Annotated in this window: 13 protein-coding genes; 8 read left to right on the plus strand and 5 right to left on the minus strand. The window is 56.9% G+C overall.

From position 1 onward, the window contains the following. Positions 1 to 30: 30 nt before the first annotated feature. Positions 31 to 828 carry a 3'(2'),5'-bisphosphate nucleotidase CysQ gene (gene cysQ / locus BUA39_RS07750; RefSeq protein WP_072792475.1) on the minus strand — a complete coding sequence of 266 codons (798 nt, stop codon included), beginning with the start codon at positions 826 to 828 and terminating at the stop codon, positions 31 to 33. A gap of 116 nt (positions 829 to 944) precedes the next feature. Between cysQ and BUA39_RS07755 the strand changes: the two genes are divergently transcribed. Then, positions 945 to 1,766: an ABC transporter permease gene (locus tag BUA39_RS07755; RefSeq protein ID WP_072792476.1), complete on the plus strand. Its 822-nt coding sequence runs from the start codon at positions 945 to 947 to the stop codon at positions 1,764 to 1,766. A 59-nt stretch (positions 1,767 to 1,825) separates the two neighbouring features. Beyond that, positions 1,826 to 2,389 (plus strand): SH3 domain-containing protein, encoded by a 564-nt coding sequence (locus BUA39_RS07760; protein ID WP_072792754.1) that lies wholly within the window; start codon positions 1,826 to 1,828, stop codon positions 2,387 to 2,389. Here BUA39_RS07760 and BUA39_RS07765 read toward each other — a convergent pair. Further along, positions 2,353 to 2,997, minus strand: coding sequence for an alpha-ketoglutarate-dependent dioxygenase AlkB family protein (locus BUA39_RS07765; RefSeq protein ID WP_072792478.1), 645 nt, complete (start codon positions 2,995 to 2,997; stop codon positions 2,353 to 2,355). The two genes, BUA39_RS07760 and BUA39_RS07765, sit on opposite strands and share 37 nt — an antisense overlap. Positions 2,998 to 3,187: 190 nt before the next feature. Here BUA39_RS07765 and dnaK point away from each other — a divergent pair, with 190 nt between their 5' ends. From dnaK to radC, 3 genes are all read left to right on the plus strand, one after another. Beyond that, positions 3,188 to 5,098, plus strand: coding sequence for a molecular chaperone DnaK (gene dnaK / locus BUA39_RS07770; protein ID WP_072792481.1), 1,911 nt, complete (start codon positions 3,188 to 3,190; stop codon positions 5,096 to 5,098). Between the two features lie 85 nt (positions 5,099 to 5,183). Next, a complete protein-coding gene (dnaJ, locus tag BUA39_RS07775; protein ID WP_072792483.1) occupies positions 5,184 to 6,326 on the plus strand; it encodes a molecular chaperone DnaJ in 1,143 nt (380 codons plus the stop codon). Positions 6,327 to 6,420: 94 nt separating this feature from the next. After that, positions 6,421 to 7,176: a RadC family protein gene (gene radC / locus BUA39_RS07780; RefSeq protein ID WP_072792756.1), complete on the plus strand. Its 756-nt coding sequence runs from the start codon at positions 6,421 to 6,423 to the stop codon at positions 7,174 to 7,176. Here the strand turns inward: radC and BUA39_RS07785 are convergent. The 3 genes from BUA39_RS07785 to secA form a co-directional block, all read right to left on the minus strand. Beyond that, entirely contained in the window at positions 7,173 to 8,723 is a 1,551-nt protein-coding gene (locus tag BUA39_RS07785) for a substrate-binding domain-containing protein (RefSeq protein WP_072792485.1), read from the minus strand. The two genes, radC and BUA39_RS07785, sit on opposite strands and share 4 nt — an antisense overlap. Before the next feature lie 24 nt (positions 8,724 to 8,747). Beyond that, entirely contained in the window at positions 8,748 to 9,737 is a 990-nt protein-coding gene (locus tag BUA39_RS07790; protein ID WP_072792486.1) for a hypothetical protein, read from the minus strand. A 98-nt stretch (positions 9,738 to 9,835) separates the two neighbouring features. Continuing rightward, positions 9,836 to 12,532 (minus strand): preprotein translocase subunit SecA, encoded by a 2,697-nt coding sequence (secA, locus tag BUA39_RS07795; RefSeq protein WP_072792488.1) that lies wholly within the window; start codon positions 12,530 to 12,532, stop codon positions 9,836 to 9,838. Positions 12,533 to 12,715: 183 nt separating this feature from the next. Here secA and BUA39_RS07800 point away from each other — a divergent pair, with 183 nt between their 5' ends. The 3 genes from BUA39_RS07800 to BUA39_RS07810 are packed head-to-tail and all read left to right on the plus strand — an operon-like array spanning position 12,716 to position 15,206. Then, positions 12,716 to 13,567 (plus strand): peptidylprolyl isomerase, encoded by an 852-nt coding sequence (locus tag BUA39_RS07800; RefSeq protein WP_072792490.1) that lies wholly within the window; start codon positions 12,716 to 12,718, stop codon positions 13,565 to 13,567. 1 nt (position 13,568) lies between these two features. Further along, positions 13,569 to 14,798, plus strand: a complete 1,230-nt coding sequence (gene argJ / locus BUA39_RS07805; RefSeq protein WP_072792492.1) for a bifunctional glutamate N-acetyltransferase/amino-acid acetyltransferase ArgJ — start codon at positions 13,569 to 13,571, stop codon at positions 14,796 to 14,798. A 9-nt stretch (positions 14,799 to 14,807) separates the two neighbouring features. After that, a complete protein-coding gene (locus BUA39_RS07810; RefSeq protein WP_072792494.1) occupies positions 14,808 to 15,206 on the plus strand; it encodes a (deoxy)nucleoside triphosphate pyrophosphohydrolase in 399 nt (132 codons plus the stop codon). Positions 15,207 to 15,410: the final 204 nt, after the last annotated feature.

Consider the following 15,410-nt stretch of genomic DNA (forward strand, 5'->3'; position numbering starts at 1 on the left):
AGCTATAAACTGCGCCAACCGCTCGTGTAGTTATGCGGTCTTCAAATCAACGCCCGGCGCATAGGCGATGAAGAAGGGGTTTGCAAAATCCGCTTTGCCATAGGTGAGCGGCGTATGGTCGTCAAAACGCACAACGTCACCACCAGCACCCAGCAACACAGCGTGTCCGGCGGCCGTGTCCCATTCCATCGTGCGACCTACGCGCGGATAAATATCGGCTTCGCCTGTTGCGACCAGACAGAACTTCAGAGATGACCCGGCGCTCTTGCTGTCTTTGACCGCATATTTGTTGATGTAATCCTCGGTCGCCTGATCGCGGTGGGATTTTGACGCCACAATCATCAACCCCGCATTGTTTGGCGTTGCGACATTGATCGGTGCAAGCGGACCGACAGTGTCCAAATCGAATGCACCACTTTCTTCGACGGATTGGCCATCCGCTTGGGTAAAGAACATGCGGTCTTTGGCAGGCGCATAGACGACACCACGCTGAGGCACGCCGCTCTCGACGTAAGCAATGTTGACAGTGAAATCGCCACGGCGATGGATGAATTCTTTGGTGCCGTCCAACGGATCAACGATCAGAAACGTGTCGCCCTTGGCCTTATGGCTTTCGGCCTGCTCTTCAGTGACCAGCATCACGTCTGGAAATGCGGCGCTCAGACCCTTGGAAATAATCGCATCCGCGGCCTCATCGGCGATGGTGACCGGGCTGTCATCTGACTTCAATTTCACATCAAAATCGTCGGAGTTGTAGATATCCATGATCTTGCGACCGGCTTCGATGGCCAGACGGCGCATGACCGGGACGAGTTCTTCATAGTTCAAGGGATGCTCCCACTTAGGCATTTGTTGAAAATTAAACTGCGCCCCCTTATGGTGATCTCGACACGGAACAGCAAGAATTCCGTGCACTACCGCAGGTATATCACGCAGGAAGCCGCATGTTTCAGCAATCCGGCCCCAAGACCACAATGCAATCCGCGATCACGATCTTTGAGCTCGTGTATCACTCGATGGTGCGCAACGTCCGTAAAACACATGGCAATGCCATGATGTCGATCCTGCTCAATATGATGCAAACGGCCATTTTTGTGCTGGCTTTCTTCTTTATGTTCTCACTTTTGAACCTGCGCGGGGCCGCCATTCGCGGTGATTTTCTGCTTTATATCATGTCGGGCGTGTTCCTGTTTATGACCCACACCAAGACGATGGGGGCCGTTGTCGGGGCGGAAGGACCCTCCTCTCCGATGATGAAACACGCGCCGATGAACACCGCGATTGCCATTTTGGCCGCCGCTTTCGGAACGCTCTATATCCAAGCGCTTTCTCTTTTTGCGATCCTCTTTATCTATCACGTTGGCTTTACCCCGATCGAGGTGGATGACCCGATTGGGGCCTTGGGGATGCTGCTGATTTCCTGGTTTACCGGTGCGACTATCGGCTTGGTGCTTTTGGCGATCAAACCCTGGTATCCGACCTTTGTGTCCATCCTCAACACGGTATACGCGCGGGCCAATATGATTGCTTCGGGCAAGATGTTTGTGGCCAATACATTGCCGGGGTTCATGCTGGCGATGTTTGACTGGAACCCGCTGTTTCACACGATTGATCAGGCGCGGGGGTTTGTGTTCATCAACTACGCGCCGCGCAACTCCAGCCCCGACTACCCGCTTTATGTCGGGTTGGTCTTATTGATGATCGGGCTGATGGGGGAATTCTATACGCGCAAACAGGCATCACTCAGCTGGGGATCAAAGCGATGATCCGCTGGGCGCTCTGTTGTGTGACTTTGAGCGGCCCTGCACTCGCGGGCGGGCATGAAATGGATCAGTTTCCTGTTTTCGGACATGTCGCCAATGTGGCGGCGGATGATGTGCTGAACATCCGCATGTCGCCTGATGCTGGCTCTGAAATCTACGGTACGCTGGCACCTAACCAACGCGACATCGAAATCGTGGCGCAGGATGACAGCGGCAACTGGGGTCTTGTGAACAGCGGCGAAGGCAGTGGCTGGGTGCATCTCAACTTCATTGATATCCCCGACCAACCAAAATGGCATTCGTTTGAGCGCGCCTTGTCCTGCTATGGCGCAGAGCCATTCTGGGATTTCACGTTAGATGTTGGTGCCAAAGACGCGGTCTATGTGGGCTATGACTCCCAAAGTACGGCCTATTATGTGGATTGGCTCACCGATATCGCAGCGCGTGTTGGCGGGATCATTGGGCTTGGCGCGGGCGATGCGCAAAACGGATTTTCGGCCCTGATCGAAAACCAGATGTGCCACGACGGCATGTCAGATCGCGAAAGCGCGCTGCGTATTCGGCTGTTCCTTCATCAGGATGGCACATCCTATGGCTTGGATGGCTGCTGCAACATCGTCCCCTGATCAACCGCACGCAGGGTCAGATTGATCCGGCCACCGTTTGGCAACAGCGACGCGCTTTTGAACCGGATGCGGTCAATTCCGTGATAGCTCAGCCGCGCGTCCCCGCCCATCACAACCACATCGCCTGACGACAACCAGATCGACTCGGTCTTGCCGCCGCGCGTGGGGCTGCCCATGCGAAAAAGCGCATCGTCCCCAAGTGAGATCGACACCACCGGCCAGCGAAAATCGCCTTCGTCCTTGTCTTGATGCAGGCCCATGCGCGCGCCCTCGCCGTAGAAATTGATGAGGCAGCTGTCAGGCAGACGCGACGTATCTGCGACCGCGCGCCAGACATCCAACACCACTTCGGGGATGGCAGGCCAAGCAACACCATTCGGATGATTGGCCTCATAGCGATAGCCTGACCGGTCACTGATCCAGCCCAATTGCCCGGCAGAGGTCATGCGCACCGACATCTTTTGACCCCGCGAGGTCACAGGCGCAAAGAATGGTGCCGCTCCAGCAATGGCCCGCGCTTCGGACACAAGCGCTTCCTGAACCGAACGGTCAAGAAAGCCCTTATAAATCAGGAAACCGCGCAGATTTATGGGATCAATTTGTGCCATTTTCGCCTTCTCCGGCTGAATCCGGCAAAATTGCCGTTCTGCTACCAAACTGGCGCTTGCAGCACCTATTTTGCCTCCCTATATACCCTCCGAAGCGTGATGGCCAAAGGCCGTCGCAAACGGAATCGGGGCGGGGTGCCAAAACGGGTCTCGTCTCGGAATATCGCCTTAAGTTAGAAGGGATCAAAATATGGGCAAAGTTATCGGTATCGACCTCGGTACAACGAACTCCTGCGTTGCCATCATGGATGGCTCCCAAGCACGTGTGATCGAAAACGCGGAAGGTGCACGCACCACGCCATCGATCGTCGCATTCACAGAAGACGAACGTCTTGTCGGCCAGCCTGCGAAACGTCAGGCTGTCACCAACCCTGAAAACACTGTCTTCGGCGTAAAGCGTCTGATTGGTCGTCGTTTTGACGATCCGGCTGTCGAAAAAGATAAGAAGATGGTGCCATTCGCGATTGTGAACGGCGGCAACGGTGACGCATGGGTTGAAGCACGCGGCGAGAAATACTCTCCGTCTCAAATCTCTGCCTTCACACTGGGCAAGATGAAAGAGACCGCAGAATCCTACCTTGGCGAAGAAGTCACACAGGCGGTGATCACCGTTCCTGCGTACTTCAACGACGCACAGCGTCAGGCGACCAAAGACGCGGGCAAAATCGCCGGTCTGGAAGTTCTGCGTATCATCAACGAACCAACAGCGGCTGCGCTGGCCTATGGTCTGGACAAAGAAGAAACCCAAACCATCGCGGTTTATGACCTTGGTGGTGGTACCTTCGACGTAACCATCCTGGAAATCGACGAAGGCCTGTTTGAAGTAAAATCCACCAACGGGGACACCTTCCTTGGTGGTGAAGACTTTGACATGCGCATCGTGAACTACCTCGCGGATCAGTTCAAAAAAGAGCACGGCGTTGATCTGTCCAAAGACAAGATGGCCCTGCAGCGTCTGAAAGAAGCCGCCGAAAAAGCAAAAATCGAACTGTCTTCTGCCTCCCAAACAGAGATCAACCAACCGTTTATCTCAATGGGCAAAGACGGCGCGCCTTTGCACATGGTCATGAAACTGACCCGTGCAAAGCTGGAATCTCTGGTTGGCGACCTGATCAAGAACTCCATGAAGCCATGTGCAGCAGCTCTGAAAGACGCAGGTCTGACAGCCGCTGACATCGACGAAGTTGTTCTGGTCGGTGGCCAAACCCGCATGCCGAAGGTCATCGAAGAAGTGACCAAATTCTTCGGCAAAGAGCCGCACAAGGGTGTGAACCCTGACGAAGTTGTGGCGATGGGTGCTGCAATTCAGGCCGGTGTTCTGCAAGGCGACGTGAAAGACGTTGTGCTTCTGGACGTGACTCCTCTGTCCTTGGGTATCGAAACCCTGGGCGGCGTGTTCACCCGCTTGATCGACCGCAACACCACAATCCCAACGAAGAAGTCTCAGACTTTCTCGACTGCGGAAGACAACCAGAATGCTGTGACCCTGCGCGTGTTCCAGGGTGAGCGTGAAATGGCGGCGGACAACAAAATCCTCGGCCAGTTCAACCTGGAAGACATCCCGCCAGCACCACGCGGTATGCCACAGATCGAAGTGACCTTTGACATCGACGCAAACGGCATCGTGTCCGTTGGCGCGAAAGACAAGGGCACCGGCAAAGAGCAGTCGATCACCATCCAAGCCTCCGGTGGTCTGTCTGACGAGGACATCGAAGCCATGGTCAAAGACGCGGAAGCAAATGCTGAAGCGGATAAAGAGCGCAAAGAGCTGGTGGAAGCGCGCAACCAAGCGGAAAGCCTGATCCATTCGACTGAAAAGTCCATGGAAGAGCATTCCGACAAGGTTGACCCAACCACCATCGAAGCCATCGAACTGGCAATTGCGGCTCTGAAAGACGATCTGGAAGACGAAAAAGCCTCTGCCGATAAGATCAAGTCTGGCGTTCAGAACGTCACTGAAGCGGCCATGAAGCTGGGCGAAGCGATCTACAAGGCGCAGGCCGAAGAAGCAGACGAGCCTGCGGGCGCGGATGCCTCTGGTCCAGCAGACGACGATATCGTCGACGCTGACTTCGAAGATCTGGACGGCGACAAGCGCTAAGCGCGCGGTCGGAGCATGAATTCGGGCCGGTCCGGACGCCGGGCTGGCCCTTTTCATTTTTCCGACTCAGAGGAGTAACCAACCCATGGCAAAACGCGATTACTACGACGTGCTGGGTGTGGGCAAAGGCGCCTCTGCGGACGAAATCAAAAAGGGCTATCGCAAGAAAGCCAAAGAATTTCACCCGGACCGCAACGCCGACAATCCAGACGCCGAATCCAAGTTCAAAGAAGCAAACGAAGCCTACGAAGTCCTGAAAGACGCCAACAAAAAGGCTGCTTATGACCAATACGGTCATGCGGCTTTCGAAGGCGGCATGAGCGGTGGCGGTGCTGGGCGCGGCCATCCGGGCGGCGATTTCTCATCGGCCTTCTCCGATGTGTTCGACGATCTGTTTGGTGATTTCATGGGCGGCGGTCGCGGTGGCGGTCGCCAACGCGCGGCGCGCGGCTCTGACCTGCGTTACAACCTGCGTGTGACCTTGGAAGAAGCCTACTCCGGTCTGCAGAAAACCATACAGGTTCCGACTTCTGTATCCTGTGGGTCCTGCGACGGCTCCGGCGCAGAAGGCGGCGCAGAACCGACCACATGCCCGACCTGTTCCGGCATGGGTAAAGTCCGTGCGCAGCAGGGCTTCTTTACGGTCGAACGCACCTGCCCAAGCTGCTCTGGCCTTGGTCAGATCATCAAGAACCCCTGCAAAACCTGCGGCGGCGTTGGTCGGACCGAGAAAGACCGTTCTTTGGCGGTCAATATCCCGGCAGGCGTTGAAACCGGCACGCGCATTCGTCTGGCAGGTGAAGGCGAAGCTGGTCTGCGGGGTGGACCGACGGGCGACCTTTACATCTTTATCGATGTGGCCAAGCACAAGATCTTTGAACGCGAAGGCACCAATCTCTTCTGCCGCGTCCCGGTCTCTATGACTGCCGCCGCGCTGGGGGGTGATATCGAGGTGCCAACGATTGACGGTGGCCGCAGCCGGGTGAAAATTCCGGCGGGCAGCCAATCAGGTCGTCAGATGCGCCTACGGTCCAAAGGCATGCCTGCCCTACGCGGTGCAGGTCAGGGCGATATGTTCATTGAACTGGCAGTCGAAACGCCGGTGAACCTGACCAGCCGCCAGAAAGAACTGCTGAAAGAGTTTGACGACCTGTCAGAGGATAACAGCCCCGAAAGCAGCAGTTTCTTTAAGTCAGTCAAAGGCTTCTGGGATTCGATGAAATCCTGATCACCAGCACGAACCAAATGAAAGGCGCGTTTTGAACGCGCCTTTTTTCATGGGCGTTTACGATTTGCTAACCTTGCTTTCAGAGGGTGAGGTCATGTCTCAGCGTTACTCGCTTCAGGATCAGAGCCTCCCATTGTTGCAGAACGGCGTCCCTGCCGTGCCGCAGGGCGCGCGGTTGCCCTCTTATATCAAAGATCACCGGCGGCGCCTGCGAGAGCGGTTTATGAAAGGCGGGGCCACCGCCCTGCCCGATTACGAATTGCTGGAACTGGTCCTGTTCCGCGCGATCCCCCGGCAGGATGTAAAGCCGCTCGCGCGTCGCTTGCTGGATCGGTTTGGCACATTCAACGGCGTGATCACCGCGCCCATCGCACGGCTAAAGGAATCCCATGGCGTCGGCGACGCTGTGATTTGCGAGTTGAAAATCGTTGAGGCTGCTGCCCAACGGCTGGCGCAATCCCGCGTGCTGAACAAACGGGTCATCAGTTCTTGGGACGCTTTGTTGGACTACTGCCAGACCAGCATGGCGCATCTGGACACGGAACAGTTTCGTATCCTGTTCCTGGATACCAAAAACACGCTCATTGCAGATGAGGCGCAGGCCAAGGGCACTGTGGATCACGTGCCGGTTTACCCGCGTGAGGTTGTGAAACGCGCGCTGGAACTGAATGCCAGCGCGCTGATCCTTGTGCACAACCACCCCTCGGGTGATCCAACGCCCTCGCAGGCCGACATCGAAATGACATTGCAAATCCAAGATGCCTGTCAGGTGATGTCAATCACCCTGCATGACCACCTGATCGTCGGGCAATCCCGGCATCTGAGTTTTCGATCAGAGCAGTTGATCTAACGCACCCAGACCTCAACCCGCCGGTTGACCTGCCGACCCCACGCCGTTTCATCGCAAGCCATCGGAAGCGCCTCGCCATAGCCTTCGACGCTAACGGTCAGATTGGTTGGATCACTTTCAGTGGCAGCCAACACCGCATTGCGCACGGCCTCTGCGCGGCGCAGGGCGATGGTCTTGTTGGCCTCTGCACTGCCATCACCGTCACTAAAGCCAACAAACACCAATTCACGCCCGTCATAGGTGCCAAGTTCCAAGGACCGCGCCAGTTGCTGCACATTGGACAGCGACTGCGGATCAAGGGCCGAGACACCGGGACGGAAGCGGAAGGTTGTCGTCAGCCGCTTATGATTACCCAGCCGCGCGACCAGCGCCTGGACGTCGGCCAGTGGCACTGTTGAGTCGGCCAAGGCAATGGCATTGGCAAAGCGATCCCCCTGCTGCGCGATGGGCACCTCTTCGGGGGACTGGTCAACAAACCCCGCGCGCCGGATCACAATCTGCGCCGCTGGCCCGCGCGTATAGGCAAGAAAATCGCGCGCCAGTTTCGGCAACCGCCGCGCAGGCAGATACAGGAACATGGGCGCGGTCAGCGGGTAGTCTTCGGTCTTGATCCCGCGCCGGCTGGCTTCCACGGCGAACCCGCAGCCCCCCGCCAACGGCACCCGCACGGCTTGACCTGAACTCGCGTAAGTCGTGATCCCAATCGCAAAAGGATCGCGCGCAACAGCGCTGGTCAGGGCCGCCATCTTATCGTGGTATTGGGCATCCTCGGAAATCGCCTGCCCCGCTGGCTGCATCAACCGGTCTTCAATCGCCTGCAGCAAACCTGATTCCTGCTCCGGCACATGCACCGAAATCGGTGCGTCCGGCCCGCCCAGCGCTTGCCAATTGTCGATCTCACCGGACATCACATGCGCAAGATCCAAGGGCGTCAGTTTCTGTACAGGGTTGCCGGGCGCGACGATGGGCACCAGGGCGTTCAGCGCCAACACGCGGCTGCGGTTCTTGCCCCGCATATTGCCCAACCCAGCCTCATAAGCGCGGCGCGTTTCCTCTTTGCGGATTTCACGCAGCGACATGGCAAGGTCGGCCTCATTCGCCAGCAGGTCAGCAAAGCCTTCGTCCGTTGTCGTTGCCTTGAACGTCGCGCGCATAAGATGAGCGCTGGTGTTCGGATCACTGAGCACATAGGTGAAATTCGACGTGTCTGTGATGTCTCGTGTCACAGCATAGCCGTTGCGCAGCGCAAACCCATCGAGCAGCGCAGGCATCAAGAGTTCCGCCATGCCCGCGGCGCCAGAAATCGTGATTTCGGCCACAAAATCCGTCAGGTTCGGACAGGCCGGGCCTTCGCAGTTCACGCCAGAGCCATCGACGGTCAGTTCGCCGTAGACTGTCAGAACGCGATAGAATTCACCGTCAAAACCCAGCAAGTTACCCGAGATTTCTACCGCCCCGTCCGGCGAGGTCAGCGTGACGTCCTGCGCATTTGCACAGAGGGTCCAAAAAGAAAGTGCGGCTAGGCACGCCGCACGTAAAATTGTCATCGTTAGAAACCCTGATTTGCGCTTTTAGTTTTGCGCGATTGTCAGGTCTTGCAGCAGGTTTTTCAACACTAGAAAATCACCGGTCGCTCCGCAGTCAGGCATCGCGATGTCAAACTGGTTGGTGATCTTATCACCACCACCGTGAACTTCGATTGTGTCGGCCTCGATCCGCTTGTTGCAGTTGGCTCCGTTCACCTCAGCCTCAACCGAAAGGGCAACGCGTCCGTCGCGATTTGGATTGCCAGTCGGGAAGGTGTAAACCTCTGCCATGCGCGAAATCTCGCTGTTGCCCGACCCAAGGCGCATCAGGAAGCCGCCTTTGCCACCAATCACAGCAGTCAGGTCGCGCGGTGCGCCGTACCAAATGTGACCGTCTGTGCCGTAGTCCGCGTCAAATTCCAGCGCGTGAATTTGCAGACCCGTCTCGCCCAGCCACTGCACCGCGACGCGATCATAGAAAACGAGCGACGGCACGGCAGCTTCTGCGACAGAGGTTGTCCCGTTGGGAAACTCGACTGAAAATTGGGCGAATTCGTCCAAAGCAGGAACGCTGAGGATCAACTCGCCATCAGCATTCAATACCTCATGAAACCGCAAACCAGCGTGTTCAATGGCGACCCGCGCCTCAGGCATGCAAGACGCACGAATGGTAAGGTCCACAAGCGCGGCAATGGTCGCTTCGGCCTCTACCGAAATATCACATCCCAAGCTCGGCACCGGTTCCTCACTTGGCATTTGGGCGGTCGGGCGGTCTTCGGACAGGGTGAATGCCACCGTCTGAACCGGGAAAGGTGTCGAGAGTGCGGAAGGGGCGGTCGGAAGCCCGCTGGCGTTCACGGTGTTTGGCCCTGTCGCGGAAGCAACCTGAACCACGGACGTCGGCACCGCCGCCGCCTCGCTTGGTGTGCCGGTTTGCATCACAAGACCCATGATGGCCGCAACAGCGCTGACCCCGCCTGCGACCGCCAGCCTGATCACGCGTCCAGAAACTTTTCTCAGTTTGATGGGAAACATAGGCCCCTCCTACTCGCAGTATCCAGCAAGAGGTATGGGCATGAAAAAGGGCGCCGATATGGCGCCCTTTAGGAGTTTGTCAGACGTTTTCTGGCAGCTTAGGCAAGTTTGCCGTGGCAATGTTTGAACTTTTTGCCCGACCCGCAAGGGCATTCATCATTGCGGCCGGGGTTGCCCCAAGTGCTTGGGTCGTCTTCATTAAAGCCTTCGACCAAGGGCACGCGGCTGGCTTTTTCCACAGCTTCGGCCTGCGCCTGCATGGCTGCCACTTGCTGTGCCTGCATCTGGGCGATCATCGTGCGCTGTTCTTCTTCGGTCAGCGGGCGAATTTGGCTGAGATTGCGGGTTACATCGGTGCGCAGCCCATCCAACATGCTTTCAAACAGTTGGAAGGCTTCGGATTTATATTCGTTCAGCGGATCACGCTGCGCATAGCCCCGGAAGCCCACAACCGAGCGCAGGTGTTCCAGCGTCAGCAGGTGTTCGCGCCACTTGCGGTCGATGATCTGCAGCAGCAGTTGCTTTTCAATGCCGCGCAGTTGGTCGGCCCCGAACTGAACCGCCTTTTGGGCCATGTGTTCGTCAGCGGCCTTTTCCAGACGTTCGATGATGTCCTCATCATCGACGCCCTCTTCCTGCGCCCATTCGATCACCGGCACATCAATGCCAAGGTTTTCGATCACAGCCGCATAAAGGCCTTCGGTGTCCCATTGGTCCGCATAGGTTTTTGGCGGCATGTATTGGTCCACCAGATCGCCAATCACCTCGTGACGCATGTCTTTCACGATTTCAGACAGGTCTTTGGCTTCCATGATTTCGCGACGCTGCGAGAAGATCACCTTCCGCTGGTCGTTCATCACATCGTCAAACTTCAGCAGCTGCTTCCGAATGTCAAAGTTGCGCCCTTCAACCTTGGCCTGGGCACGTTCCAGCGATTTGTTGACCCAAGGGTGCACAATCGCTTCGCCCTCTTTCATGCCCAGCGTGGACAGAACTTTGTCCAACCGATCAGAGCCGAAAATCCGCATTAGGTCGTCTTCCAAAGACAGGAAGAAAGCAGACCGCCCCGGGTCACCCTGACGACCAGAACGGCCACGCAGCTGGTTGTCGATCCGGCGGCTCTCGTGGCGTTCGGTCGCCAGAACAAACAGACCGCCCGCCGCTTTCACGGCGTCTTCATCCGCCTTATGGCCGCCTTCGATCTGAGCACGGATTTCATCCGGGTTCGCCTCTGGGTCAGCCGCGATGGCTTCCATAATCTTGAACTCGACATTGCCGCCCAGTTTGATGTCGGTCCCACGGCCAGCCATGTTGGTCGCGATGGTCACTGCGCCCAGCTTACCGGCATCGGCCACGATCTGCGCTTCCTGCTCATGCTGGCGGGCGTTCAGAACGTTGTGCTTGATGCCTTCTTTGGTCAGCAGGTCTGACAGGTATTCGGATTTGTCAATCGAGGTGGTCCCAACAAGGGTCGGCTGCCCCTTTGCGCTGGCCTCTTTGATGGTTTCCACGATGGCCGTGTATTTCTCTTGCGCTGTGCGATAGACCGCATCGTCATCGTCCACCCGCGCAATTGGGCGGTTGGTCGGCACTTCGACCACGCCAAGGTTGTAGATTTCCTGGAATTCTTCTGCTTCGGTCAGCGCCGTGCCGGTCATGCCGCCGAGCTTGTCATAAAGTCGGAAGTAGTTCTGGAAGGTCACCTGCGCGAGGGTCACGTTTTCCGGTTTGATCGACACGCCTTCCTTGGCCTCAATCGCCTGATGCAGACCTTCGGACAGACGGCGGCCCGCCATCATGCGGCCCGTAAATTCGTCGATCAACACAACATCATCGTCGCGCACAATATAGTCTTTGTCTTTGGTAAACAGCTTATGCGCCCGCAGACCTTGGTTCACGTGGTGCACAATCGAGGTGCTTTCAGGATCATAAAGCGATTGCCCCTCGGGCAGGATGCCGCGCGCCAGAAGCTGTTCTTCGAGCCAATCGTTGCCTTCATCGGTGTAAGACACGTTCCGGGTCTTTTCGTCGAGCGTATAGTGTTCGTCGCTGATTTCGGGAATGACCTGATCAATGGCTTTGTAAAGTTCTGTGCGATCCTCGGCGGGGCCAGAGATAATCAGCGGGGTCCGCGCTTCGTCGATCAGGATCGAGTCGACTTCGTCCACGATGGCGAAATAGTGGTCGCGCTGCGCAAGATCCGAGAGTTCAGATTTCATATTGTCGCGCAGGTAATCAAAGCCCAGTTCGTTGTTGGTCGCATAGGTGATGTCACACTTATATGCGGCTTTCTTTTCGTCTTCGGGCTGCTGCGGGTAGATCACACCGGTGGTCATGCCCAAAGCGCCATAAACCTTGCCCATCCACTCTGCATCGCGCCGCGCGAGGTAGTCGTTCACGGTGACAATATGCACACCGCGCCCTGTCAGCGCGTTCAGGTAGGCGGGGAAAGTCGCGACAAGGGTTTTACCCTCACCGGTTTTCATCTCAGAAATATTGCCTTCGTGCAGGAAAATCCCGCCCAGCAACTGCGTATCAAAGGCCCGCAGGCCCAGCGCGCGCTTCGCGGCCTCGCGGCAGTTGGCAAAGGCTTCGGGCAGGATCGCATCCAGCGCTTCGCCTTCGGCCACACGTTTGCGGAACTCTTCGGTCTTTTCGATCAGCTGTTCATCGCTCAGCGGCTCGAACTCAGCTTCCAGCGCATTGATCTTTTCAACGGTCGGTCGGGTTGCTTTGATCTTACGGTCGTTCGGCGTTCCGAAGACCATTTTCGTCAATTTTCCAAAACCCAACATATTTGAATGTCCTTTGTTGACAGATTCTTGCGTCGCTTATGCTTGCCCGTTCCGCCCCCTGCTCATACAAACGGGGCAAAGGACTCTTGCGTCGGCCTCAAGGCGATGTAAGGGCCTTGTTATACAGTGTCAACGTCGCCAACCTGTGCGGCCCCCGGACGGGGTAAATCCAAGGACGAAACGATGTCAAAAACCCTCAATTTTCTGCGTGGCTCTGCTGTTGCGCTTCTGCTTGCAACACCCGCCTTTGCAGACGATTCGCCCAGTGCAGACACCGTTGTCGCCACGGTGAATGGGTCTGACATCACTTTGGGTCAGATGATCGTCCTGCGTGCCGGGCTGGACCCGCAGTATCAGTCACTTCCTGATGACGTTTTGTTCAACGGCATTCTAGATCAGCTTGTGCAGCAGTCCTTGCTGGCTGGCACCTTTGACGGAGACACGCCAAAGCGCGTCGCGTTGGAACTTGAAAATCAGCGTCTGGGCCTGCTGGCCGCGACCGTGCTGGAAAAGGTGATCACCGATCAGGTCGATGAAGCTGCGATTGAAGCCGCCTACACCGAACGGTTCGCAGACTTTAAAGGCGCGCCAGAATTCAATGCCTCTCATATCCTTGTGCCGTCGCAAGAAGAGGCGCAGGCCATTGCCGAAGAGATCCGCAATGGCGCGGATTTCGCTGAAACTGCAAAAGAGAAATCCACCGGCCCCTCCGGTCCAAACGGGGGTGAACTGGGCTGGTTTGGCCCCGGTCAGATGGTCGCCCCGTTTGAAGCCGCCGTTGAAACGCTTGAAGTCGGCCAAGTCTCTGATCCGGTTGAAACCCAATTCGGTTGGCACGTGATCATCCTGAACGACACACGCACCCAAGAGGCCCCTGCGCTAGCTGCTGTCCGTCAGGATATCGCTGCCGAGCTGCAGCGCGCAGCGATTGACGCCGAAATCACCCGCATTCGCGAGGCCGGCAGCGTAGATACATCGGGCAGCGTGGGCATGGACCCCGCCGTCCTGAAACAGGTCGACCTTCTGGAGAACTAATTTGGCTACGATCACCTCTGTCTCCCCGCTGGCCCCAGCGGGGTTTCCTGACCTTCCCGTTATTGATGGCGTTGCCTTTGCCTCTGGCGAGGCTGGCGTCAAATACGCTGGTCGCAAAGATGTTTGCCTGATCACCCTTGCGCCCGGCAGTTCAGTCGCAGGGACTTTCACCAAATCCGCCACGAGGTCCGCGAATGTTTTGGACTGTCAGCGGAAACTGGGCGGTGACAGCAGCGCAGGTGCCGCGTTCTTTATCAACTCCGGCAACTCAAACGCCTTCACTGGGCGGGCGGGCGAAGGCTCTGTGCAGGCCATCAGCGCAGCAATTTCGGCCGCAACCGGCCTGCCCGAGGATCGCGTGTTCACGTCCTCAACAGGCGTGATCGGGGAGCGGCTGCCGCATGAAAAGATTACCGCCAAGATCGGCGATCTGGTGGCTGGACTGGACGCAAATGGGATCGAAGGCGCGGCGCAAGCGATCCGCACCACGGATACCTTTGCCAAAGCCTCTGCCCGGACCTTAGAGGTCGGTGGCAAATCTGTGAAAATCGCAGGCATCGCCAAGGGGTCAGGCATGATTGCGCCGGATATGGCGACGATGCTGGTTTATATCTTTACGGACGCAAAAGTCTCCCAGCCGTTGCTGCAGCAAATCCTGTCTGAACTGACCGATGTGACCTTCAATTGCATCACGGTTGATAGCGATACCTCGACCTCTGACACCCTGTTGCTGGGCGCGACCGGCACATCCGGTGTGGAGATCACAGAAAGCCGTGGGCCTTTCCGCGACGCCCTTGAAGCGGTCATGCTGGAGCTTGCGCATCTGGTCGTGAAAGACGGCGAAGGGGCCACCAAGTTCGTCGAAGTCCAGATCACCGGAGCCGTGAATGACGCGGATGCCAAAACCCATGGTCTGGCCATTGCCAATTCGCCCTTGGTGAAAACCGCCGTTGCAGGTGAGGACGCCAACTGGGGCCGTGTTGTCATGGCCATCGGAAAATCCGGCGCGGCGGCGGACCGTGATCTTTTGTCGATCCGGTTCGGCGATATCATTGTTGCCGAAAAGGGCTGGGTCGCGGAAAGCTATTCCGAGGACGCAGGCGCCGCCTATATGAAGCAGGATCACCTTGTCATTGGTGTCGATCTGGGGCTGGGTGACGGCAAGGCCACTGTGTGGACCTGTGACCTGACCCATGGCTACATCTCGATCAACGCCGACTATCGGTCTTAGGTGTCTGGCATGAAAACCGTTCTTGTCTCTGCTGTTGCCCTCATTGACCCTGACGGGCGCGTGCTGCTTGCGCAACGCCCCGAAGGCAAATCCATGGCGGGGCTGTGGGAGTTTCCCGGCGGCAAGATCGAACCAGGCGAAACGCCTGAGGCGGCGCTGATCCGTGAATTGCATGAGGAGCTGGGCATCAACACTTGGGCCAGCTGCCTCGCCCCGCTGACTTTTGCGAGCCACAGCTATGACGATTTTCATCTGCTGATGCCGCTCTTTGCCTGCCGCAAATGGGAGGGCACACCGCGCGCTAAAGAGGGACAGATCCTAAAATGGGTGATGCCCAAAAACTTGCGAGACTACCCGATGCCTGCCGCTGATGTCCCCCTGATCCCGATTCTGCGCGATTGGCTGTAAGCGCTTTCAATCCCAAATTGTAAATTGACACTTAAGGTTAGAAACCGCTGATTTTTCTTGGAAATCAGCGGTTTTTGCTTAACGTAACAGCAATGTGACAGAAAACTGGGCTGTCCATTAACGCTACACGACCTAAATTATCTATATGTCAATCAATCTGGGGGATTGGACATGTTAAGAACAATCATGGTTGGCAGCTGCATT

Source organism: Cognatishimia maritima (genome assembly GCF_900129685.1).
Lineage (GTDB): Bacteria > Pseudomonadota > Alphaproteobacteria > Rhodobacterales > Rhodobacteraceae > Cognatishimia > Cognatishimia maritima.

Excerpts from the sequence above, each read along its gene's own strand:
- radC (WP_072792756.1), top strand. The coding sequence starts at position 6,421 with ATGTCTCAGCGTTACTCGCTTCAGGATCAGAGCCTCCCATTGTTGCAG.
- BUA39_RS07810 (WP_072792494.1), top strand. The coding sequence starts at position 14,808 with ATGAAAACCGTTCTTGTCTCTGCTGTTGCCCTCATTGACCCTGACGGG.
- BUA39_RS07800 (WP_072792490.1), top strand. The coding sequence starts at position 12,716 with ATGTCAAAAACCCTCAATTTTCTGCGTGGCTCTGCTGTTGCGCTTCTG.
- BUA39_RS07785 (WP_072792485.1), bottom strand. The coding sequence starts at position 8,723 with ATGACAATTTTACGTGCGGCGTGCCTAGCCGCACTTTCTTTTTGGACC.
- BUA39_RS07790 (WP_072792486.1), bottom strand. The coding sequence starts at position 9,737 with ATGTTTCCCATCAAACTGAGAAAAGTTTCTGGACGCGTGATCAGGCTG.
- BUA39_RS07765 (WP_072792478.1), bottom strand. The coding sequence starts at position 2,997 with ATGGCACAAATTGATCCCATAAATCTGCGCGGTTTCCTGATTTATAAG.
- dnaJ (WP_072792483.1), top strand. The coding sequence starts at position 5,184 with ATGGCAAAACGCGATTACTACGACGTGCTGGGTGTGGGCAAAGGCGCC.
- BUA39_RS07755 (WP_072792476.1), top strand. The coding sequence starts at position 945 with ATGTTTCAGCAATCCGGCCCCAAGACCACAATGCAATCCGCGATCACG.
- BUA39_RS07760 (WP_072792754.1), top strand. The coding sequence starts at position 1,826 with ATGGATCAGTTTCCTGTTTTCGGACATGTCGCCAATGTGGCGGCGGAT.
- dnaK (WP_072792481.1), top strand. The coding sequence starts at position 3,188 with ATGGGCAAAGTTATCGGTATCGACCTCGGTACAACGAACTCCTGCGTT.
- secA (WP_072792488.1), bottom strand. The coding sequence starts at position 12,532 with ATGTTGGGTTTTGGAAAATTGACGAAAATGGTCTTCGGAACGCCGAAC.